The organism is Pseudomonas sp. Irchel 3E20, assembly GCF_900187645.1.
GTDB lineage: Bacteria > Pseudomonadota > Gammaproteobacteria > Pseudomonadales > Pseudomonadaceae > Aquipseudomonas.
The window spans coordinates 235952-255531 of record NZ_FYEE01000006.1 but is presented as its reverse complement, the minus strand read 5'-3'; the positions used below and the strand labels follow the sequence as shown (position 1 = coordinate 255531).

Sequence of the window (19580 nt, the reverse complement as noted above, 5' to 3'; positions counted from 1 at the left end):
ATTTTCGGGTCGCCCTCGCGAGCACGGGGCTTAGCGGCTGGCCAGCAGCGCCTGGCCGCGAACCACGGCAGCCTTGACCTGGGCGGGCGCGGTGCCGCCGATATGGTTGCGCGCGTTGACCGAGCCTTCCAGAGTTAGCACTGCAAACACGTCCTGCTCGATCTGGTCGCTAAACTGGCGCAGTTCTTCCAGGCTCATTTCCGCCAGGTCCTTGCCGGTGTCCACGCCGTACTTCACCGCGTGGCCGACGATTTCGTGGCAGTCGCGGAACGGCAGGCCACGGCGCACCAGGTAGTCCGCGAGGTCCGTGGCGGTGGAGAAACCGCGCAGGGCCGCTTCGCGCATGATGGCGTGCTTGGGCTTGATCGCCGGGATCATGTCGGCGAAGGCGCGCAGCGAATCGCGCAGGGTGTCGGCCGCGTCGAACAGCGGTTCCTTGTCTTCCTGGTTGTCCTTGTTGTAGGCCAGCGGCTGGCCTTTCATCAGGGTCAACAGGCCCATCAGCGCACCGAATACGCGGCCAGTCTTGCCGCGCACCAGCTCCGGTACGTCGGGGTTTTTCTTTTGCGGCATGATCGAGCTGCCGGTGCAGAAGCGGTCTGGCAGGTCGATGAACTGGAACTGCGCGCTGGTCCACAGCACCAGCTCTTCGGAGAACCGCGACAGGTGCATCATCGCGATGCTGGCGGCGGAGCAGAATTCGATGGCGAAGTCACGGTCCGACACGCCGTCCAGGGAGTTACCGCCCACGGCCTCGAAACCCAGCAACTGGCAGGTCAGCTCGCGGTCGATCGGGTAGGTGGTGCCGGCCAGCGCGGCGCTGCCCAGGGGCATGCGGTTGGCGCGCTTGCGGCAGTCCACCAGGCGTTCGTAGTCGCGGCTGAGCATTTCGAACCAGGCCAGCAGGTGATGGCCGAAGGTCACCGGCTGCGCGGTCTGCAGGTGGGTGAAGCCGGGCATGATGGTGCCCGACTCACGCTCGGCCTGTTCCAGCAGGCCTTTTTGCAGGCGGGTGATTTCGCCCAGGATCAGGTCGATTTCGTCGCGCAGCCACAGACGGATATCGGTGGCGACCTGGTCGTTGCGGCTACGGCCGGTGTGCAGTTTTTTGCCGGTGATGCCGATGCGGTCGGTCAGACGCGCCTCGATATTCATATGCACGTCTTCGAGGTCCACACGCCAGTCGAATTGGCCGGCCTCGATTTCGCCCTGGATGGTCTTCAGGCCATCGACGATGGTGTCGCGTTCGGCGTCGGTGAGCACGCCGACCTTGGCCAGCATGGTGGCGTGGGCGATGGAGCCCATGATGTCGTGGCGATACAGGCGCTGGTCGAACGTGACGGAGGCGGTGAAACGCGCAACAAAGGCGTCGACGGGTTCACTGAAGCGGCCGCCCCAGGACTGATTGGTCTTGTCAGTGCTCATGAATTCGCTCGTGATGTGCTGAAGAAAGATGGCGTGAAAGTTGCCGCGGATAATAACAGGGTTGCCCAGGCTATCGTTGACACTGGTGGCCCGGTTCATTTATTTGCCCCGCCAGGTGTTTGTCGCCTTGCGGCCTAATGACGGCGGGCAGAGACTGGGCCTACTGGCGCTGGATGTTTGTGGTGATATTAAGGCTTGGATCAAAGGATATTTTTCAAATGAGCCATATCGTCTTGGCGAACGTCTACAGTTGCACTAATAGATCGGTGTAATACGGCATGTGTTATCCGGTAACTAACGGCTCTTGCCACCGTCGCCCGAAAGCGCTCTGATCGACTTGCCTGCCCGTAAGTAGTGGGCAGTGCGCCCGGAGTAGAAGCTGACTATAAGAAGAGGGGGTGTTCATATTGTTTATCGGCAATCCCTACGACGACACCGCGCCAGGCCGGTCCTGGGGCGGTGCTGCTCAGACACCGTTAAATATTGGTGCCTGTCTCGCGGCACTTTTTGGCTCTCGCGCTAGTCTTAGCGTGGGTTGCCGTGACGGACGTCACTTCACCTGTCTACGCTATCCTTGTGCGAGACTCACGCAGGAATCCAGCGCAATATGAATGTCCTGATCGTTGATGACGAACCCCTAGCCCGCGAGCGCCTGAGCCGTATGGTCAGTGAGCTTGAGGGATATACAGTCCTGGAACCCAGCGCCACCAATGGCGAAGAGGCGTTGGCACTGATCGACAGCCTCAGGCCGGACGTGGTGTTGCTCGATATCCGCATGCCTGGCTTGGATGGCTTGCAGGTCGCTGCCCGGTTGTGCGAGCGCGAAGCGCCCCCCGCGGTGGTGTTCTGCTCGGCCTATGACGAATTCGCCCTGGACGTGCTGCAGGGCAGCCCGGTGGGGTATCTGGTCAAGCCCGTACGCGCCGAATTACTGCTCGAGGCGTTGAGGAAGGCTGAGCGGCCCAATCGCGTGCAACTGGCCGCCCTGACCCGCCCCGCCGCCGAGACGGGCAGCGGCCCACGCAGCCACATCAGTGCCCGCACCCGCAAAGGCATCGAGCTGATTCCCCTGGACCAGGTGATCTATTTCATTGCCGACCACAAATACGTGACCTTGCGCCACGAGGGCGGCGAAGTTTTGCTGGACGAACCGCTCAAGGCGCTGGAAGACGAGTTTGGCGATCGCTTCGTGCGCATTCACCGCAACGCGTTGGTGGCCCGCGACCGCATCGAGCGCTTGCAGCGCACACCGCTGGGGCATTTCCAGCTGTTCCTCAAGGGCTTGAATGGCGACGCGCTGATCGTCAGCCGCCGCCATGTGGCGGGCGTGCGCAAGATGATGCAACAGCTTTAGTTCGCGGCCTGCGGTGCATATTTCACTTCATCGCCAGGCGAGTGGGGCCAGGGAGGCCGCGCAGTTCCTGATTCAAATCAAAGCGCCATTGCCCGAGCTGTTATTATCTGCCGTATCTTTTCAGTACGGATTGATCCATGTCCTCTCGCGAAATCCGCATCGCTACCCGTAAAAGCGCCCTGGCCTTATGGCAGGCCGAATACGTCAAGGCTCGTCTGGAGCAGGCACACCCAGGCCTGATCGTGACGCTGGTGCCCATGGTCAGCCGTGGTGACAAGCTGCTTGACTCACCCCTGTCGAAAATCGGTGGCAAGGGCTTGTTCGTCAAGGAGCTGGAAACCGCGCTGCTCGAAAATGAAGCCGACATTGCCGTGCATTCGATGAAAGACGTGCCGATGGACTTCCCCGAAGGCCTGGGCCTGTACTGCATCTGCGAGCGCGAAGACCCGCGCGATGCGTTCGTCTCCAACACTTACGCCAGCCTCGATGCGCTGCCCCAGGGCAGCGTGGTCGGTACCTCCAGCCTGCGCCGCCAGGCCCAGTTGCTGACCCGTCGCCCGGACCTGCAGATCCGCTTCCTGCGGGGCAACGTCAATACGCGCCTGGCCAAGCTTGACGCAGGCGAATACGACGCCATCATTCTCGCGGCGGCCGGGCTGATCCGCCTAGGCTTCGAGGACCGTATCAGCTCTTCCATCAGTGTCGATGACAGCCTGCCGGCCGGCGGCCAGGGTGCGGTGGGCATCGAATGCCGCAGCGCTGATAGCGCGATTCATGCGTTGCTTGCGCCGCTGCATCACCACGACACCGCCACGCGGGTCACCGCCGAACGTGCGCTGAATAAACACCTCAACGGCGGTTGCCAGGTACCCATCGCCTGCTACGCAGTGCTCGAAGGCGAGCAGGTGTGGTTGCGTGGCCTGGTGGGCGACCCCAATGGTGGCCTGCTATTGACGGCGGATGTACGCGGGCCGCGAAGCGCCGCCGCCCAGTTGGGTGTGCAGGTCGCCGAAGACCTGTTGGCACAGGGCGCCGATGCCATCTTGCAAGCGGTCTACGGTGAGGCGGGCCACGAGTGAAGGGTTGGCGTTTGCTGCTGACCCGCCCTGAGCTGGAGTCGGCGACATTGGCCGCCACGCTGGCCGAGGCCGGTGTGTTCAGCAGCAGCCTGCCGCTTCTGGAAACCGAGGCGCTGCCGCTTTCGGTGCAACAACGCGAGCAGATGATCGGCCTCGACCGCTATTGTGCGGTGATCGTCGTCAGCAAACCCGCCGCCCGGCTGGGCATTGCGCTGCTTGACCAGACCTGGCCCACGCCACCTGCAGCAACACGCTGGTTCAGTGTGGGCGCCGCCACCGCGCAGCTTCTCGCCGACCGCGGCCTCGATGTGAGCTTCCCCGCGCAAGGCGATGACAGCGAAGCACTGTTGGCGTTGCCTGCATTTGCCGAGGCGGTTTCGCGACCCGGCGCCCGGGTGTTGATCCTCAAGGGTGAGGGCGGGCGCGAACTGCTGACTGAGCGTTTACGCGAGCAAGGTGCTAGTGTCGAGGGTCTGGAGCTGTATCGCCGCTACCTGCCGCACTACGAACCCGCGACATTGCCCCGGATAATTCAAGCGGAACGCCTGAACGGCCTGGTGGTCAGCAGTGGACAGGGTTTTTTGCATCTGCGCCAAATGGCGGATGCGGCCTGGCCGGAACTGGCGCAACTGCCACTGTTCGTGCCTAGCCCCCGGGTCGCCGAGTTGGCGCGAGCTGCCGGGGCCCGACAAGTGGTGGACTGCAGTGGTGCCAGTGCCACGGCTCTGCTAACGGCGTTGCGGGAGACCGGTGCCGTTCTCTAACACAAAGGATGGATACGTGAGCGAAACAACCTTGCCCAAAGATGACGTCCAGCCACAGCTTCAGGCGCCTGCCGAACCTGTGACCGAAACCGCCCCACGCCGAGGCAATGGCTTGGCGGTTCTGGCCTTGCTGCTGGGAGCCGCGGGGGCCGCCGCCGGTGGCTGGGGTGTCTGGCAGGTGCGCAGCCTGCAAGCGAGCAACCAGCAGCAGTTGGGGCAACTTCAGGCTTTGGGCGACCAGGCGCAAAACCTCAAACTCAGTGAGCAGCGCCTGCGCGAGCAGCTCGAACAGTTGCCCGGCGCGCAGGAACTGGAAGAACGCCGGCGCCTGGTGGCGCAGTTGCAAGGCGACCAGCAGCGTTTGAACCAGCGCCTGGAAACTGTCCTGGGGGCGAGTCGCAAGGACTGGCGTCTGGCTGAGGCCGAGCACCTCCTGCGCCTGGCCAGCCTGCGTCTTTCCGCGCTACAGGACATCAGCAGTGCTCAGGCGCTGGTCCAGGGCGCCGATGAGATCCTGCGCGAACAAAACGATCCCGGCTCATTCGCCGCCCGCGAACAGTTGGCCAAAACCCTGGCGGCCCTGCGTAGCACCGAGCAACCGGACCGCACCGGGTTGTTCTTGCAATTGGGCGCCTTGCGCGATCAAGTCATCGAGCTCAGCGCGCTGGCGCCTGAGTACCACGACCGTGGCGAGGCTCTGCTGGGGTTGACCGCCGACGGTGACGGCGCGAGCCGCTGGGCCCAATGGTGGGCGGAGATCTCACGCTACGTGCGTATCGATTTCAACGCCGACAAAAATATCCGGCCGCTGCTGGCGGGCCAGGGCCTGGCACAAGTACGCCTGGCCCTCAGCCTCGCGCTGGAGCAAGCCCAGTGGGCGGCCCTCAACGGCCAAGCTGCGGTGTACACCCAAGCGCTGGATGAGGCGCGGGACGTACTGAAAAACAACTTCAACCAAGACAACCCACAAAGCAAAGTCATGCTTGAACGCGTGGCGGAACTGGCCAAGCAACCGGTCACGGTGGTCACACCAGACCTGGCCGGTACTCTCGGTGCAGTCCAGGCCTATCTGGAGCGGCGTAATGTCAGCGCCGAAGAGTCGGTCAAACCCGCCGCTGCCTTGCCGGAGCCGACGCCATGAAGCGCCTGTATGTGGTGATGTTCCTGGTCATCGCCGCCGCCGCGTTGCTGGGCCTGGCCATCGCCGAGCACCCGGGGTATGTGCTGATCGCCTACCGGAACTTCCGCTTCGAGTCGTCACTGTGGGCGACACTGGCACTGGTCGCGGTGCTATGGCTGGTGATCTGGGGAATCAAGGTGCTGATCGAACTGCTGACCACCTCCGGCGGTGTGGTGAATCCATGGTCGCGGCGCAACCGCAGTCGGCGTGTGCAGATTGCCATCGAGCAAGGCCAAATGGACCTCGCCGAAGGTCGCTGGGCCAGTGCCCAGAAGCACCTGCACCGGGCCGCCGAGGCCGAACGCCAGCCTTTGTTGTATTACCTTGGCGCCGCACGCGCGGCGAACGAGCAAGGTCTCTACGAAGAAAGCGATCGACTGCTTGAGCGCGCACTGGAGCGCCAGCCTCAGGCCGAGTTGGCGATCGCCTTGAGTCATGCCCAGTTGCAGACCGATCGCAACGATACAGAGGGGGCTCTGGCGACCCTGCAAGCCATGCGTGAGCGCCATCCGCACAGCATACAGGTGCTGCGACAGTTGCAGCGCCTGCATCAGCAGCGCGGCGATTGGTCGGCATTGATTCGCCTGCTGCCGGAGTTGCGCAAGAACAAGATCCTACCGGCGGCCGAGTTGGCAGATCTGGAACGTCGGGCCTGGGGCGAGAATCTGTCGCTGGCAGCCCATCGCGATGAAGATGGTTCTGTGGGCCTGCAGTCGCTGACGCGGGCCTGGCAGCAGCTGACATCCGCTCAACGCCAAGAACCGCAGTTGGTGCTCGCTTACGCCGAGCAGTTACGGCAATTGGGGGCGCAGGCCGAGGCCGAGGAAGTCCTGCGTATCGCGCTCAAGCGCCAATACGACAGCCATCTGGTGCGGTTGTATGGCTTGTTGCGTGGCGCTGACCCGGATCGCCAGCTCAAGCTTGCCGAAGGCTGGCTCAAGGAGCATCCCCAAGACCCGAGCCTGCTGCTGACATTGGGCCGCCTGTGTTTGCAAAACAGTCTCTGGGGCAAGGCGCGGGATTATCTGGAGAGCAGCCTGCGGGTTCAGCGCAATCCAGAAGCTTGTGCTGAACTTGCCCGGCTATTGGCTCGGCTGGGTGATACTGAACAGAGCAACCAGCTCTTCCAGGAAGGCCTGGGCCTGCTGGATGAACGTTTACTGGCTTTTTCTCTGCCGGTTCCGGTGTAGTCCGTGGGCGGGGCTGATTTGTCGTCAAGTTGACTTCTGCCCCTTCGCGGCGACAGAGCTTTCTACGCAATATGAACTGTTGTGGTGAAATCCTACAAAGGCCTACTCGTAGGCCTTCTGTATCTGTCGGCGATTCCTTACATCATTGAGGATTTGTCCGCGGGGAGCCTCCTTGAAAGGGTCAAGTCCTTTCCTCTACCGTAACTGCCTGTCTCTTTTGTTACGGATAAGCCATGTTCTTGGCCTGCTCACGACCCCTGTTTCTCATGACTTTCCTCGCAGGAACTCTGGCGTTGGGTGCTTCGTATTATCTGGAATATGTCGTCGGACTTGAGCCTTGCCTGCTGTGCATGATGCAGCGTTTCTTCCTGATCGTGTTCACGCTCACCAGTCTGGTTGCCACACTGCATGGAGCAAAAATCAGAGGCTGCTACGGGTACTGGTTGCTGAACCTGTTCAGTAGCCTGGCGGGGATGGTCATTGCCTGGCGTCATGTCTTGCTGCAAAGCGTCGACTCGGCACAAGGCTTCACGTGCTCGAACATCCTGAACTCCGGGGTGTGGAAGGCACCCTGGATGTGCGTGTTCAGGCAGTTCTTCCAGGGCGATGCCGAATGCGCGCAACTGACTTGGAGCCTGTTCGACCTGAGCGTGCCGGAGTGGAGCCTGCTGTTTTTTGTGGCGATGGTGCTGCTGAGTGTTTTCCAGCTTTTTCACCTGGTGCGGCTCACCTGCCTGAAAGCGGCGAGCTGATTTGTGTCATTGCACGGCGCTGTTGAAGATTAAACGCTTGTATGAACATTATCTGCTGCGTACCTTGAAGCAGTAGTCGTGCGGGCATAATCTGGCCCGCACGTGTTAACGCAATTAGGTTGTTCGATGGCGTTCTGCCTGGTCGCTTATAGGGTTTCAAACCTAGCGACGGGCATAGAGCGACATGGCCCTTAAGGGAAGAGAGATCACCATGCTCGAAAGTTGTCAGAATGCTCAGGAACGCTGGGGTGGAGTGCACCTGCTGATCGACCGCTGGTTGCAGGAGCGTCACGAACTGGTTCGGGCCTATGATGCTCTCGGCGCCAAGCCCGAAGTGTTGGGTGAGAACCGCGAGTTGCTGCAGGAGTTCTGCGGGGTGCTGGTCGACTACGTGTCAGCGGGGCATTTCGAGATATACGAACAGCTCACCAGCGAGGCCAAGGCCTTTGACGATAAACGTGGGCTGGAGCTTGCAGAGACGCTCTACCCGCGTATCGATGTGATTACCGAGAAGCTCTTGGCGTTCAATGACCTGTGCGATGCCGGTAATTGCGTCGCGGAAAAATTCAAGGAGTTGGGTGGACTGCTACATGAGCGTTTCGAGTTGGAAGACTGCCTGATCGAAGTGTTGCACACCGCTCACAAGGAGGAAGTCCCGGTTCAGGTCTGAGTTTTTTCTCTACCTCTTTCCATCAAAACGGTGCGCTTGGCGTGCCGTTTTTCATTTGTGCCGCCGTTCAGCGCACGTTCACCAATTCGATTTCGAACACCAGGGGTGTAAAGGGAGCGATCAAGTCGCCGGCACCTTCCGCGCCATAGGCCTGGTCGGCTGGAATCACCAAGCGCCAAGTCGCGCCCACCTGCATCTGGGGCAAGGCGCTGCGCCAGCCGCTGATAACACTGTCGAGTCGGAACCACTGCGGTTGAGCGTTCTGGTCGAAGACGGAGCCATCGGGAAGTCGCCCCACATAGCGAACCTGCACGCTGCCTTCGGCGCTCGGCTGGGGGCCGTTACCAGCCTTGAGTTCGGTCAGCAGAATGCCGCCCGCCAATTCGCGAACGTCCGGCTTGGCGCGTTCTTGGGCAAGAAAGCGTTGCTGTGCCTGGAGCGCGATTTCACTTTGCGGCCTGGCCGACTGTTCGTTGGTGCGGGCTTCGTGCTCGGCGAGTATCTGCTCGATACGTTCGTCCTTGAGTGCCAGCGGCTTACCTTGGTAGGCCTGTTGCAAACCGTCCAACAGCGCCTTGAGTTCAAGGCCCGGGACTTCCTGGCGCAGACGTTCGCCGAGGCTGGCGCCCAGGCTGTAGGCCAGGTCGTGACGGTCATTGGCCGGCGTTTTTTCGCCCGCATGGGCCAACCCCAAACACAGGCATAACGATAGAAAAAAAACACGCGACATGACTGTGCTCCGACCGGATAGGGGGCCGATTATGCCAGCCTGAAACGGTGAGTGTCGGGGCAACTTGCGCCAGGGCGAAGAACATTTTCCATCGGTTGCAACGCAGCGCTTTGGATACTGTCAACATGCCCTAGCGGCGGTAGCAGCAGAGGTCTAGTATGAGCCGCACCCACGTCAGCCAGGAGGTAAACCATGTCGGCCAAGAAGAAGCCTGTAAATACTCCGTTGCATTTGCTCCAACAGCTTTCGGGCAGCCTGCTCGAACATTTGGAAAACGCTTGTTCGCAAGCCTTGGCTGATGCTGAAAAACTGCTCGCCAAGCTGGAAAAGCAACGGGGCAAGGCTCAGGAAAAACTGCACAAATCGCGCATCAAATTGCAGGACGCTGCGGCGACCGGCAAGGCCAAGGCGCAAGCCAAAGCCAAAGGCGCGGTGAAAGAACTCGAAGACCTGCTCGATGCCCTCAAGGATCGCCAGGCCGAAACCCGCACCTACATTCTTCAGCTCAAGCGCGATGCCCAGGAAAGCCTGAAATTGGCCCAGGGTGTTGGCCGCGTGAAAGAGGCCGTGGGCAAGGCACTGACCTTGCGTTCGGCGAAGCCTGCTGCTGTCGCTTCTGCGGCAAAGAAACCCGCCGCGAAGCCGACTGTATCGAAAGCCGCCGCCAAGCCAGCGACCAAAGCCACGGCCAAGCCTGCGGTTAAAGCCGCCAGCAAACCTGCGGTGAAAAAGCCCGCCGCTGGTGCTGCCAAACCCGCCGCTAAAACCATCGCGGCCAAACCCGCCGCAAAACCTGCTGCCAGAACGGTAGCTGCCAAGCCCGCGACCAAGGCGGCAGCGGCTAAACCTGTGGCCAAGTCTGCTGCGGTAAAACCTGGAGCCGCCAAGCCTGTGGCCAAACCGGCCGCTAAGCCCGCTGCTTCCAGAGCCGCCAAACCGGCTGCCAAGCCTGTGGCAAAACCTGCTGCCAAACCTGCGGTGAAAAAACCGGCAGCCACCAAGCCTGCGGCCAAACCGGCAACGCCTGCTGCCGCCAAGCCTGTCACTGCAGCGCCAGCCGCCACCGCTCCAACCACTCCCGCTACGCCAGCCGCCACCACGCCGACCAGCGCTTCCTAAGCGCCGGTCACCGCGACGCGCAATTGATTGAGCGCGTCGCGGTTCAGGTTGGCGGCACCCGCCGCCAAACCTTCCAGCCACTGCGTCGAGTCACTGCTTTGAGCGTGTGGCCAACCCTGCGCAGCATTTTCCAGCCGTATCAATAATTGCCGTTCGGCTTCCAGTTCCAGGTTTTTGACCTGCTCGCGCAACGCCGATAGGTGTGCGTCTGTGTGCGCCGGTTCGCGCCATTGCGTGCGCAATTGTCGTAGCGGCTGGATGACCTTTTCGTGCCAGGGGTCAGCCAACTCCTTTAACAGGCGCAGGCGTTGCGCGGTGTAGGCGGTGCCTCGTTGCTCCAGCCAGCAAGCGCACAGCAGCAAGCAGACGTTGCCACCCGCGGCTTGCAGTTGCAGGCAGGCGCTTTCGACTCCGGGCCGGGCGTAGAGGGCCAGGGCCGTATTCCATAGATCAGAGGGCATATTCAGACTCGCGCCAGTTGCGAGCGAAGCTGGTAGACTCCGCCGCCATTATGATTCGACTTCAAAGCCTAACATTACAGCGCGGCCCGCAACGTCTGCTAGAAGACGCCGAGCTGACCCTGCACGCCGGTCACAAAGCCGGCTTGATCGGTGCCAACGGCGCCGGTAAATCCACGTTGTTTGCCCTGTTGCTGGGCGAATTGGCCCCTGATTCCGGCGATTGCCTGATGCCCGCCGACTGGCGCATTGCGCACATGCGCCAGGAGATCGACACCCTCGACCGCATTGCGATCGACTACGTGCTCGATGGCGACCTGCGTCTGCGCCAGGTGCAACGCGAGTTGGCCGAAGCCGAACTGGCCCAGGACGGCGCCGCCCAGGCGCGCCTGCACTCGGAGCTCGACAGCGCCGACGGCTACACCGCCGACGCCCGCGCCCGCAAGATGCTCGCCGGCCTGGGCTTCACCAACGAGCAGATGGACCGCCCGGTGGCGGCGTTCTCCGGGGGCTGGCGCATGCGCCTGAACCTGGCCCAGGCGCTGATGTGCCCCTCGGACCTGCTGTTGCTCGATGAGCCCACCAACCACTTGGACCTCGATGCGATCCTGTGGCTGGAAGACTTCCTCAAAAGCTACCCCGGCACCTTGCTGCTGATTTCCCATGACCGCGACTTCCTCGATGCCGTGGTCGATAACATCGCCCACGTCGAACAGCGCAAGATCACCCTGTATCGCGGTGGCTACAGCGCCTTCGAGCGGGCCCGTGCCGAACGCTTGGCCCAGCAACAGCAGGCCTTTGAGAAGCAGCAGGCGCAACGGGCGCACATGGAAAGCTACATCGCCCGCTTCAAGGCCCAGGCCACCAAGGCCCGCCAGGCCCAGAGCCGGATCAAGGCGCTGGAGCGGATGGAAGAACTGTCCGCCGCCCACGTGGACTCGCCGTTCGATTTCGTCTTCCGCGAGTCGCTGAAAATCTCCAGCCCTTTGCTGGACCTGTCCGACGCTCGCCTGGGCTACGGCGACAAAACCGTGCTGGAAAAGGTCAAGTTGCAACTGACCCCGGGCGCGCGCATCGGTTTGCTCGGCCCCAACGGCGCGGGTAAATCGACCCTGATTAAAAATCTTTGCGGTGAACTCGAGCCGCTGGCCGGTCGCCTGGTCCGCGGTGAGAACCTGGTGGTGGGCTATTTCGCCCAGCATCAGTTGGACTCGCTGGACGCCAAAGCCAGCCCGCTTTTGCATTTGCAGCGCCTGGCGCCGACCGAGCGTGAGCAGACCCTGCGCGATTTCCTCGGCGGTTTTGACTTCCGTGGCGCACGCATCGACGAGCCGGTGTTGAACTTCTCCGGCGGCGAAAAGGCGCGCCTGGCATTGGCCCTGATCGCCTGGGGCCGGCCGAACCTGTTGTTGCTCGACGAACCGACCAACCACTTGGACCTGGAAATGCGCCTGGCGCTGACGATGGCCCTGCAGGAATTCAGCGGCGCGGTACTGGTGGTTTCCCACGATCGGCACTTGCTCAAAAGCACTACCGACGAATTCCTGCTGGTGGCCGATGGCAAGGTCCAGGCGTTCGACGGCGACCTGGAAGACTACGCGCGTTGGCTCAACGACTATCGCTTGCGCAATGCGCCGGTCAGCACCAGCCCGGTCAACCCGGACAAAACCGACAAGAAGGCCCAGCGCCAGGCCGCCGCCGCGTTGCGCCAGCAGTTGGCGCCGCACAAGCGCGAAGCCGACAAGCTCGAAGCTGAGTTGGGCAAGGTCCACGAAAAACTCGCCAAGATCGAAACCAGCCTCGGCGACAGCGCGGTGTACGAAGCGGCGCGCAAGGACGAGTTGCGTGACCTGCTGGCCGAACAGGCCAAGCTCAAGGTGCGCGAAGCCGAGCTGGAGGAAACCTGGATGGAGGCGCTGGAGCTGCTGGAAAGCCTGCAAGCGGAGCTGGAGGCGCTGTCCTGATGGAAGCGTTCAAGTGGCCGTTGTCGTCGGTATGGACCGAGCCGCTGTGGCTTGGGCTGCAAATCCTTCTGATCCTGTTGGCCGGCTACCTGGCCCAGCGGTTCGTCGCCAAGGGCCTGACGCGCTTGGGTGAGCGCTACCCGTTTCCGCCGCAATTGCTCTTGCCCCTGCGTGGCGGCTTGCGCTGGCTGATTATGGGCAGCGCGCTGATTTTCGTGCTTGAACGCCTCGGGGTATCGGCGACGGTGCTCTGGACGGCGTTGTCCGGCTTCGTGGCCGTGGCGGCGGTGGCGTTCTTCGCCATGTGGAGCGTGCTCTCCAACCTGCTCTGCGCGATTTTGATCTTCACCGTCGGGCCGTTTCGCCTGGGCGATGTGGTGGAGTTGGTGGACACCACCGACAAACCTGGGGTCAAGGGCCGGGTGGTGGCCATTAACCTGCTCTACACCACGCTGATCGAAGCCGAAGAGCTCGGCACCGGTAGCGCCATGGTGCAAGTGCCCAACAGCCTGTTCTTCCAGCGCTCGGTGCGCCGCTGGCGCGGCAGCGATGGCCTGCCTTTGGGCCTGGGCGACCGCTAGCCCTTCCTTGTTGCACGCAAAAATATCGATAGTCATTCGCCCAGCGGCGCATTAGCTTAGACGGCTGTAACAAGTCTTAGCCGAGGTGTGTGATGGTGCTTGAAACATGGCTGGCGTTCTTCGCCGCGTGCTGGGTGATTAGCCTTTCCCCTGGCGCGGGTGCCATTGCGTCGATGTCCTGCGGGTTGCAGTACGGTTTTTGGCGCGGCTATTGGAATGCCCTGGGCCTGCAACTGGGCCTGGCGTTGCAGATCGCGATTGTCGCCGCCGGAGTGGGCGCGGTGCTCGCCGCTTCTTCGACGGCGTTCTATGCCATCAAGTGGTTCGGCGTGGCTTACCTGGTATTCCTGGCCGTCAAGCAATGGCGCGCGCTACCCAGCGAGATAAGCGACGACGCCAGCATCCGCCCCATCGGCAAACCCCTGGCCCTGGTGTTCCGTGGCTTTTTGGTGAACATCAGCAACCCCAAGGCTCTGGTGTTCATGCTTGCGGTGCTGCCGCAGTTCATCAACCCGCACGCACCGTTGGTGGCGCAGTACCTGACCCTGGGCGTGACCATGGTGGTGGTCGATTTGATCGTGATGGCCGGTTACACCGGGTTGGCTTCCAAGGTGCTGCGCCTGTTGCGCACACCCAAGCAGCAAAAGCGCATGAACCGCACCTTCGCCGGCTTGTTCATCGGCGCGGCAGCCTTCATGGCCACCTTGCGCCGGGCTCCGGTCTAGCCCCCCAAAATCCTTTGTGGGAGCGGGCTGGCCAAGAGCGGTTCAGCGCAAAATCACCGGCGCCGTGTCACGGGGCAGGTTGTTGCGCGGGGCTTGCTCAGGTTGGCCGTAGTCGGCGCCGATCAGCTGTTCCTTCAACTGATTCGCCACGTCCTCGCCCAGGGCCTTGGACACGTCGCGCACCACCCGTGGGCGGTTCAGCGAGACCCGAACGTCGCGGCTCTTCACCAGTTTGGTGTCCTGGCCTTCACCCATGGCGGTAAAGGCCGAGGTGATTTCGTAGGTCTTGGTGTTTATCAGGCTGAAATCCGCCACCAGGCTCAGGCCCAGGATCGCCGAGTAGCTGTCGGTGTTGTCCAGGGCGGTGATATCGCGGGTGAAGTCGATGTCCGACAGGGTGCCGAACAGCACGTAGTCCGCGCCCTTGAAGTTGCCGGCCTTGATCCGCTTGATGACGTCGTACACGTCCTCGCGCGACTTGGCGGTGTACGGCGTGCCCTGGATCAACTGGAACATGCCGGACTTGAGGATCTCGCCCTTGATGTCACCGCTGAATTTGCGCAACTCGGTTTGCTCGATGTAGCTGGTGCTGCTCTCGAACTCGTTGTAGCTCGACGAACCGCTGGCGTTGTACAGGCCAGCCTGGGACTGGCTGGCAGCAGAAACGATGTGGATGTATTGCTCCACCCGTTCCTGGTAGGCCAGGTCGGTCACGGCGACTTTCGGTGCGGCCTGGGCGGCAAAGGCGCACGCCAGGCTGATGATGCCAATCCATGCACGCATTGCTTAGCGCTCCGTGGTCTTGCGGATCTCTTTTTCGTCCATCCATTCAGCCAGGCCGCTTTCGACGTCGATCAATTGCAGGCTGAATTTGTAGAACACGTCTTTGTAGTCGCTGCTGCGCTTGACGATCGAGCTGATCGAGCCTTCAAGACGGTATTTGGCGGCGATCATGTTGCCGGTCTTGGCCACGGTGTTTTTCTTGTACAGGCCGCTCTGGTTTTGCAGCTTGAGCTGGTCGACCTGGTTCTGCATCGCGGTGTTGTCGCTGGCGAAGCGGGCGGTGCCGGACTTCATCAGTTGGGTTTTGATCGAGGTGGTGATCTCGCGGGTATCGATGTACTCGCTGGTCTTGTTCTTCACATCGTAGACCTGCACCACCGGGCGACCTTGCAGGATGCCGGACTGCGCCAGGGAACGGGTCATGGTTTCGGCGATCATTTGCAGGTCGGTGGAACCGAACTCGTTGGTCACCAGCTCCACAGCCTTGGTGTCGCCGTAGCCGATGTTCTTGCCGCCCAGTACGGGCGAATTATTGGCGCAGCCGCTGGCCAGCAGGGCGACGACGGCGAGAAACGAAATGCGTGCAAACATGGGAGAGCTCTCTAGAAACGGGTCGTTGGGGGGCTTAAGGCGTTTTGATTTCCAGGCGGAAATCCACGGCTTTGGGTGTCGGCGCAATGGCCGGCAGGAAACTGGTCTGGGTGCCGTACAGGGTCAGGCTTTTCCAGGTTTCCTCTTCGCCCACCGGGAAGCCTTCGGGGCCGAGCCAGGCGAAGCGGTAGTACATGGTTTTGTTGTTGTAGCTGGTGTTACTCAACTGCACGTTGACTGTGAGGAAGCCGTTTTCACGGGCCACGCGCATAGCGCCGACCACGATGTTTTTCAGCTTGCCCATGGACACGACTTTGCTGGCCGCGCTACCGGGTTCCGGCGGCGGGGTGGCGCACCCGGCCAGCAAGGCCAGGGCGACGACGGCGAGGACTTTCAAACGCATGGCGACTCTCTGCTTAAGGTTGTTTGAGGCTGGCGACGGCTGCGGCGCTGCTGTTGGGCACTACCTGAGCATCGACGCCACTGGCGAAGGCCTGGTTGCCGACCACGCGCACGGCGATCACTTGGTAGGGTTGCTCGACCTTCACCTTGACCACCGCCCCGCCCAGGGCGTTGGGCAGGGTCAGGTGGTGCTCGCCCTTGGCCATGCGCAGGCGCACGACCTGGGTGTTGTCCGGCAGGGTGCGCCAGGTGCGGGTGTCGGCGCCTTCCATCACGGCCGAGGCAATACCCATCGCCAGGCCGGCCAACGGGCTGCTGTCGTTCAGCTGCTTTTGCGCCACGCCACGGCTGATGGCCCGCACGCTGGTACGCAGGATGATCCCCGGCATGTCATCGCGCAGGGCGCGGCGCGACATGGCGGTGGTGCTGTTGAGCGCGGTCAGGTCGTGTTGCTGGTTGTCGATGCCGATCTGGCTGAACGCGGCGGTCGAGGTGTCGGGCTTGATGATCGGGAACGACAGCGGGGTAATCACCAGGTTGCCGCTGATGGGCAGGGGCAGGGGAATGCGGATCGAGTCGCGGGCCGGCGCCAGGCCGCTTTGCACCACGATCAGGATGTCGCTGTCCTGGGCCTTGCTGGCCGGTTTGTCGAGGTTCAGCAGGGCTTTTTCCAGCAGCGGCGTGTTGGGGCGTAGCTCGGCGGCCTTGCGGTAGCCCGGTGCGGCGAGGTCACGCTCGCCCAGGGCTTCGTAGACGAAACCGGCCAGGTAATGGCTGAAGGCACTCTGGTAGCTGTTTTTCAGGCTGACCACGTCCGGCGCGTCGAGGCTGGTCACCGGGTAGCCTTGCAAATCCTTGTACTCGGTCTTGATTCCTTGCTGCTCGGCCTCGTCTTCGCGCTTGAGGTATTCCTTGTCGCGCAGCTCGGCGATCACCGCTTCGCGTTCGTGGGTTTTCTTGATCTCGGTGCGCGCGCCGTCGAAGTCGTTGACGGCCAGCAGGTTCAGGGCCATCTGCGTGGTCAGCATGACTTTTTCGTAGTCGTAGCCTTCGTAGCGACGCACCTTGTCGTTGACCAGGAAACTGCCGAATTGGGCCACGTACTTCTCGGTGTCGAACTTGACCGCATCTTCCCAGGCGCCGACCACTTTATCGGCGCTGCCCCAAGCGGCCTGGCTACCGCTCAGGTCGCCCTTGGCGCGCAGCAGTTCGCCCTTCTCGAAGTAATACAGCAGGTCTTTGTTTTCGCCGCTGTTGTTCTTCTCCAGCAGGGTCAACGCCGCCTCGACATTGCCGCGGGTCAAGTGCTGGTTGGTTTCCTGGAGTTCGGAGTCGTAGCTGCGAAAGGCCGAACAACCGGCCAGCAGGGTCGCTGCGCTGAGCGCGAGCACGGTAAGGGCGCGGGATGCCATCGAGTTACTTCTTCCCTGAACGTAGACAGCCGAGTGTGCTGGTCGGGCTGGAGGAACCAATTGGCGTAAGGCCAATTCCTCATAAAAAGAGGAGCTTAAATGCCCGGTCGCGATAACGAGGGCGGCGCATTATAAGGGCCGAAGATGGCCATGTAATGGCTTTTTAATTCCGTTTTGAGACGTGGTGCCATCATTCATGTTTGGCGCCACTCGCCCGATTTCCTCCCGGTTCATGCCCTTAGCGCCATGAACCCCTTGAGCAAACCCTTATCGAAGTCTCCCGCCGGTCGCCACTTGCCTGATTCCTCACTGGTTTAGGTCCTTGGTCCCACGAACCTCTTGAGCAAACCCTTATCGAAGTCTTCCGCCGGTCGCCACTTGCCTGATTCCTCACGGGTTTAGGTCCCTGGTCCCACGAACCCCTTGAGCAAACCCTTATCGAAGTGAACAATATGTTACTTATTGTTTCCAGGTGAGAATCATTCATGACTGCCTTTTCCCGCGCCCTGGGCTGGCTGGTGCTGCCGATCCTGATCGCCAGCAGCCCGCACCTGCTGGCCGATACCGTCGAAGGTGCGCCCCAGGCGCTGCATTTGCTCGACTACATCGGCGCCGATTACCCAGCCACGGTGGAGGCGGGCCAGGTGATCGACGAGTCTGAGTACCGCGAGCAAGTGGAATTCCTCGGCGTGCTGCAAGGCGCGGTCGCCGAGCTGCCGGCCAAGGCGCAAAAAACCGAGCTGGAACAAGGCATCGCCCGCCTCAAGGCCGCCGTGGTTGCCCGCGAGGACGGCAGCGCCGTGGCCCGCCAGGCACGGCAACTGGGCGCGCAACTGGCGGCGGCCTATGAAGTCAGCCAGGCGCCGATCATCACCCCCGACCCCACGCGTGGCGCGCCGCTCTACGCCCAGCATTGCTCGGTGTGCCACGGCGCCAGCGGCGTCGGCGATGGCCCGGCGGGCGTGGGCCTGACCCCGCCGCCCGCCAACCTGCGGGACGCGGCGCGGCTTGATCGCCTGAGCCTCTACGGCATCTTCAGCACCCTTGGCCTGGGCGTGGAGGGCACCGACATGCCGTCCTTCGCCGACCAATTGGATGAGCGCCAACGTTGGGACCTGGCCACCTACATCGCCGGTTTCAGCAGCGACCCGGCCCAGGCCAAAAGCGCCGAGGCCTTCAACCTCGCCGACCTGGCGCGCCAGACTCCCGCTGAAGTGCTGGCCGCCCAAGGCCCGGCCGCGGCCGCCACCTTCCGTGCCCAGCGCGCGCAGCCGCCGCAGGTCAAGCGCGGCCCCGGGCAGTTGCTCGACTACACCGCCGCGACCCTGGACAAAAGCCTGACGGCCTACCGCGCCGGCGACCACGAGCAGGCCTACGACCTTTCGGTGGCGGCGTACCTGGAAGGGTTCGAGCTGGTGGAAAGCTCCCTGGATAACGTCAACGCTAACGTGCGCAAAGACACCGAGAAATCCCTGATGGCCTACCGGCAGGCGTTGCAGGACGGCTTGCCGCTGGAGCAGGTCGAACAGCGCCTGGGCGCGGCCAAGGCCAAGCTCACCGAGTCGGCCGGGTTGCTGGGCAGCGACGGCTTGAGCTGGTCGCTGAGCTACATCTCCGGGTTGCTGATCCTGCTGCGCGAAGGCCTCGAAGCGATTCTGGTACTGGCGGCGATCCTCGCCTTCCTGCGCAACACCGGCCAGCAATCGGCGGTGCGCAGCGTCAACATCGGCTGGGGCTTGGCCTTGCTGGCGGGCCTGGCGACCTGGGCGCTGGCCGCCTATGTGATCGACGTCAGCGGCGCCCAACGCGAATTGCTCGAAGGCTGCACGGCGCTGTTTGCCAGCGTCATGGTGCTGTGGCTCGGCGTGTGGATGCACGACCGCCGCCACGCAGCGGCCTGGCAGGACTACATCAAAAGCAGCCTGGTGGGCGGAGGCGGGCGTTTCGGCTTTGCGATCCTGGCGTTCTTCTCGGTGTACCGCGAACTGTTCGAGGTGATCCTGTTCTACGAAACCCTGTGGCTGCAGGCCGGCCCCGCGGGCCATGACGCAGTCATCGCCGGCGGCGCCACGGCCCTGGTGCTGTTGATCGGCCTGGCCTGGGTGATCCTGCGCGGTTCGGCGAAACTGCCGCTGGCGCTGTTCTTCGGCATCAACGCGGCGCTGTTGTGTGCGTTGTCGGTGGTGTTCGCCGGCCATGGCGTCAAAGCCCTGCAAGAAGCGGGGATCTTCGGCACCCGCCCGGTGGCGTTCTTTGACTTCGACTGGCTGGGCATCCACGCCGACGCTTACTCCCTGAGCGCACAGGCCGTGGCCATCATCGCCATCGTCGTGCTCTACAGCCGCAGCCGCGTGGCGGACAAACGGCGGGTGCAGGTGTAGGCCACCCTAACCCCTTGTGG

19 protein-coding genes are annotated in these 19580 nt (G+C 62.4%); 12 read left to right on the top strand and 7 right to left on the bottom strand.

What is annotated here, in order from left to right; all coding sequences use genetic code 11:
- Positions 1–30: 30 nt before the first annotated feature.
- Positions 31–1425 (bottom strand): argininosuccinate lyase, encoded by a 1395-nt coding sequence (gene argH / locus CKW13_RS14045; RefSeq protein WP_095109289.1) that lies wholly within the window; start codon positions 1423–1425, stop codon positions 31–33.
- 607 nt (positions 1426–2032) lie between these two features.
- Here argH and CKW13_RS14040 point away from each other — a divergent pair.
- From CKW13_RS14040 to rsd, 7 genes are all read left to right on the top strand, one after another.
- Positions 2033–2779 carry a LytTR family DNA-binding domain-containing protein gene (locus CKW13_RS14040; protein ID WP_095109223.1) on the top strand — a complete coding sequence of 249 codons (747 nt, stop codon included), beginning with the start codon at positions 2033–2035 and terminating at the stop codon, positions 2777–2779.
- 137 nt (positions 2780–2916) lie between these two features.
- The gene (gene hemC / locus CKW13_RS14035) at positions 2917–3858 is read left to right on the top strand and encodes a hydroxymethylbilane synthase (protein WP_095109222.1); all 942 of its coding nucleotides are present in this window, start codon (positions 2917–2919) and stop codon (positions 3856–3858) included.
- Positions 3855–4622 (top strand): uroporphyrinogen-III synthase, encoded by a 768-nt coding sequence (locus CKW13_RS14030; protein ID WP_095109221.1) that lies wholly within the window; start codon positions 3855–3857, stop codon positions 4620–4622. Before hemC ends, CKW13_RS14030 begins: the two co-directional genes overlap by 4 nt.
- Positions 4623–4638: 16 nt before the next feature.
- Entirely contained in the window at positions 4639–5763 is a 1125-nt protein-coding gene (locus tag CKW13_RS14025; RefSeq protein ID WP_095109220.1) for a uroporphyrinogen-III C-methyltransferase, read from the top strand.
- On the top strand, positions 5760–6992 hold the full coding sequence (locus CKW13_RS14020) for a heme biosynthesis protein HemY (protein ID WP_095109219.1): 1233 nt from the start codon (positions 5760–5762) through the stop codon (positions 6990–6992). The genes CKW13_RS14025 and CKW13_RS14020 overlap by 4 nt, the downstream gene beginning before the upstream one ends.
- A 233-nt stretch (positions 6993–7225) precedes the next feature.
- Positions 7226–7744: a disulfide bond formation protein B gene (locus CKW13_RS14015; protein ID WP_095109218.1), complete on the top strand. Its 519-nt coding sequence runs from the start codon at positions 7226–7228 to the stop codon at positions 7742–7744.
- 211 nt (positions 7745–7955) lie between these two features.
- Positions 7956–8414: a sigma D regulator gene (gene rsd, locus CKW13_RS14010; protein ID WP_095109288.1), complete on the top strand. Its 459-nt coding sequence runs from the start codon at positions 7956–7958 to the stop codon at positions 8412–8414.
- A 67-nt stretch (positions 8415–8481) separates the two neighbouring features.
- Here rsd and CKW13_RS14005 read toward each other — a convergent pair whose 3' ends face one another.
- Positions 8482–9144: an FKBP-type peptidyl-prolyl cis-trans isomerase gene (locus CKW13_RS14005; protein WP_095109217.1), complete on the bottom strand. Its 663-nt coding sequence runs from the start codon at positions 9142–9144 to the stop codon at positions 8482–8484.
- A gap of 192 nt (positions 9145–9336) precedes the next feature.
- Between CKW13_RS14005 and CKW13_RS14000 the strand changes: the two genes are divergently transcribed.
- Entirely contained in the window at positions 9337–10263 is a 927-nt protein-coding gene (locus tag CKW13_RS14000; RefSeq protein WP_095109216.1) for an AlgP family protein, read from the top strand.
- Here the strand turns inward: CKW13_RS14000 and CKW13_RS13995 are convergent.
- Positions 10260–10724 carry a TIGR02444 family protein gene (locus tag CKW13_RS13995; RefSeq protein ID WP_095109215.1) on the bottom strand — a complete coding sequence of 155 codons (465 nt, stop codon included), beginning with the start codon at positions 10722–10724 and terminating at the stop codon, positions 10260–10262. The two genes, CKW13_RS14000 and CKW13_RS13995, sit on opposite strands and share 4 nt — an antisense overlap.
- A gap of 50 nt (positions 10725–10774) precedes the next feature.
- On the opposite strand from CKW13_RS13995, the gene CKW13_RS13990 reads away from it, so the two are divergent.
- The 3 genes from CKW13_RS13990 to CKW13_RS13980 all read left to right on the top strand — a co-directional run bounded on the left by CKW13_RS13990 (position 10775) and on the right by CKW13_RS13980 (position 13991).
- Positions 10775–12685: an ATP-binding cassette domain-containing protein gene (locus CKW13_RS13990; protein ID WP_095109214.1), complete on the top strand. Its 1911-nt coding sequence runs from the start codon at positions 10775–10777 to the stop codon at positions 12683–12685.
- Positions 12685–13266 carry a mechanosensitive ion channel family protein gene (locus CKW13_RS13985; RefSeq protein ID WP_095109213.1) on the top strand — a complete coding sequence of 194 codons (582 nt, stop codon included), beginning with the start codon at positions 12685–12687 and terminating at the stop codon, positions 13264–13266. Before CKW13_RS13990 ends, CKW13_RS13985 begins: the two co-directional genes overlap by 1 nt.
- A gap of 92 nt (positions 13267–13358) precedes the next feature.
- Positions 13359–13991 (top strand): LysE family transporter, encoded by a 633-nt coding sequence (locus CKW13_RS13980; RefSeq protein WP_095109212.1) that lies wholly within the window; start codon positions 13359–13361, stop codon positions 13989–13991.
- Between the two features lie 42 nt (positions 13992–14033).
- Here CKW13_RS13980 and CKW13_RS13975 read toward each other — a convergent pair whose 3' ends face one another.
- The 4 genes from CKW13_RS13975 to CKW13_RS13960 are packed head-to-tail and all read right to left on the bottom strand — an operon-like array spanning position 14034 to position 17179.
- Positions 14034–14774 (bottom strand): penicillin-binding protein activator LpoB, encoded by a 741-nt coding sequence (locus tag CKW13_RS13975; protein WP_095109211.1) that lies wholly within the window; start codon positions 14772–14774, stop codon positions 14034–14036.
- A gap of 3 nt (positions 14775–14777) precedes the next feature.
- Complete coding sequence (lpoB, locus tag CKW13_RS13970; RefSeq protein ID WP_095109210.1) at positions 14778–15365, bottom strand: penicillin-binding protein activator LpoB; 588 nt, start codon at positions 15363–15365, stop codon at positions 14778–14780.
- A gap of 34 nt (positions 15366–15399) precedes the next feature.
- Positions 15400–15768, bottom strand: a complete 369-nt coding sequence (locus CKW13_RS13965; RefSeq protein ID WP_095109209.1) for a YcfL family protein — start codon at positions 15766–15768, stop codon at positions 15400–15402.
- A 13-nt stretch (positions 15769–15781) separates the two neighbouring features.
- Positions 15782–17179 carry a COG3014 family protein gene (locus CKW13_RS13960; protein WP_095109208.1) on the bottom strand — a complete coding sequence of 466 codons (1398 nt, stop codon included), beginning with the start codon at positions 17177–17179 and terminating at the stop codon, positions 15782–15784.
- 485 nt (positions 17180–17664) lie between these two features.
- On the opposite strand from CKW13_RS13960, the gene CKW13_RS13955 reads away from it, so the two are divergent.
- The gene (locus tag CKW13_RS13955) at positions 17665–19560 is read left to right on the top strand and encodes an FTR1 family protein (RefSeq protein WP_095109207.1); all 1896 of its coding nucleotides are present in this window, start codon (positions 17665–17667) and stop codon (positions 19558–19560) included.
- The last annotated feature ends 20 nt before the right edge of the window (positions 19561–19580 follow it).

Bases quoted from the DNA above. Each gene is read 5' to 3' on its own strand.
- CKW13_RS13975 (WP_095109211.1), bottom strand. From the start codon at position 14,774: ATGCGTGCATGGATTGGCATCATCAGCCTGGCGTGCGCCTTTGCCGCC.
- CKW13_RS13995 (WP_095109215.1), bottom strand. From the start codon at position 10,724: ATGCCCTCTGATCTATGGAATACGGCCCTGGCCCTCTACGCCCGGCCC.
- CKW13_RS13985 (WP_095109213.1), top strand. From the start codon at position 12,685: ATGGAAGCGTTCAAGTGGCCGTTGTCGTCGGTATGGACCGAGCCGCTG.
- CKW13_RS14040 (WP_095109223.1), top strand. From the start codon at position 2,033: ATGAATGTCCTGATCGTTGATGACGAACCCCTAGCCCGCGAGCGCCTG.
- CKW13_RS14015 (WP_095109218.1), top strand. From the start codon at position 7,226: ATGTTCTTGGCCTGCTCACGACCCCTGTTTCTCATGACTTTCCTCGCA.
- CKW13_RS13980 (WP_095109212.1), top strand. From the start codon at position 13,359: ATGGTGCTTGAAACATGGCTGGCGTTCTTCGCCGCGTGCTGGGTGATT.
- CKW13_RS13955 (WP_095109207.1), top strand. From the start codon at position 17,665: ATGACTGCCTTTTCCCGCGCCCTGGGCTGGCTGGTGCTGCCGATCCTG.
- CKW13_RS14000 (WP_095109216.1), top strand. From the start codon at position 9,337: ATGTCGGCCAAGAAGAAGCCTGTAAATACTCCGTTGCATTTGCTCCAA.
- CKW13_RS14020 (WP_095109219.1), top strand. From the start codon at position 5,760: ATGAAGCGCCTGTATGTGGTGATGTTCCTGGTCATCGCCGCCGCCGCG.
- argH (WP_095109289.1), bottom strand. From the start codon at position 1,425: ATGAGCACTGACAAGACCAATCAGTCCTGGGGCGGCCGCTTCAGTGAA.
- CKW13_RS13990 (WP_095109214.1), top strand. From the start codon at position 10,775: ATGATTCGACTTCAAAGCCTAACATTACAGCGCGGCCCGCAACGTCTG.
- hemC (WP_095109222.1), top strand. From the start codon at position 2,917: ATGTCCTCTCGCGAAATCCGCATCGCTACCCGTAAAAGCGCCCTGGCC.
- CKW13_RS13960 (WP_095109208.1), bottom strand. From the start codon at position 17,179: ATGGCATCCCGCGCCCTTACCGTGCTCGCGCTCAGCGCAGCGACCCTG.
- CKW13_RS14005 (WP_095109217.1), bottom strand. From the start codon at position 9,144: ATGTCGCGTGTTTTTTTTCTATCGTTATGCCTGTGTTTGGGGTTGGCC.
- CKW13_RS13965 (WP_095109209.1), bottom strand. From the start codon at position 15,768: ATGCGTTTGAAAGTCCTCGCCGTCGTCGCCCTGGCCTTGCTGGCCGGG.
- lpoB (WP_095109210.1), bottom strand. From the start codon at position 15,365: ATGTTTGCACGCATTTCGTTTCTCGCCGTCGTCGCCCTGCTGGCCAGC.
- rsd (WP_095109288.1), top strand. From the start codon at position 7,956: ATGCTCGAAAGTTGTCAGAATGCTCAGGAACGCTGGGGTGGAGTGCAC.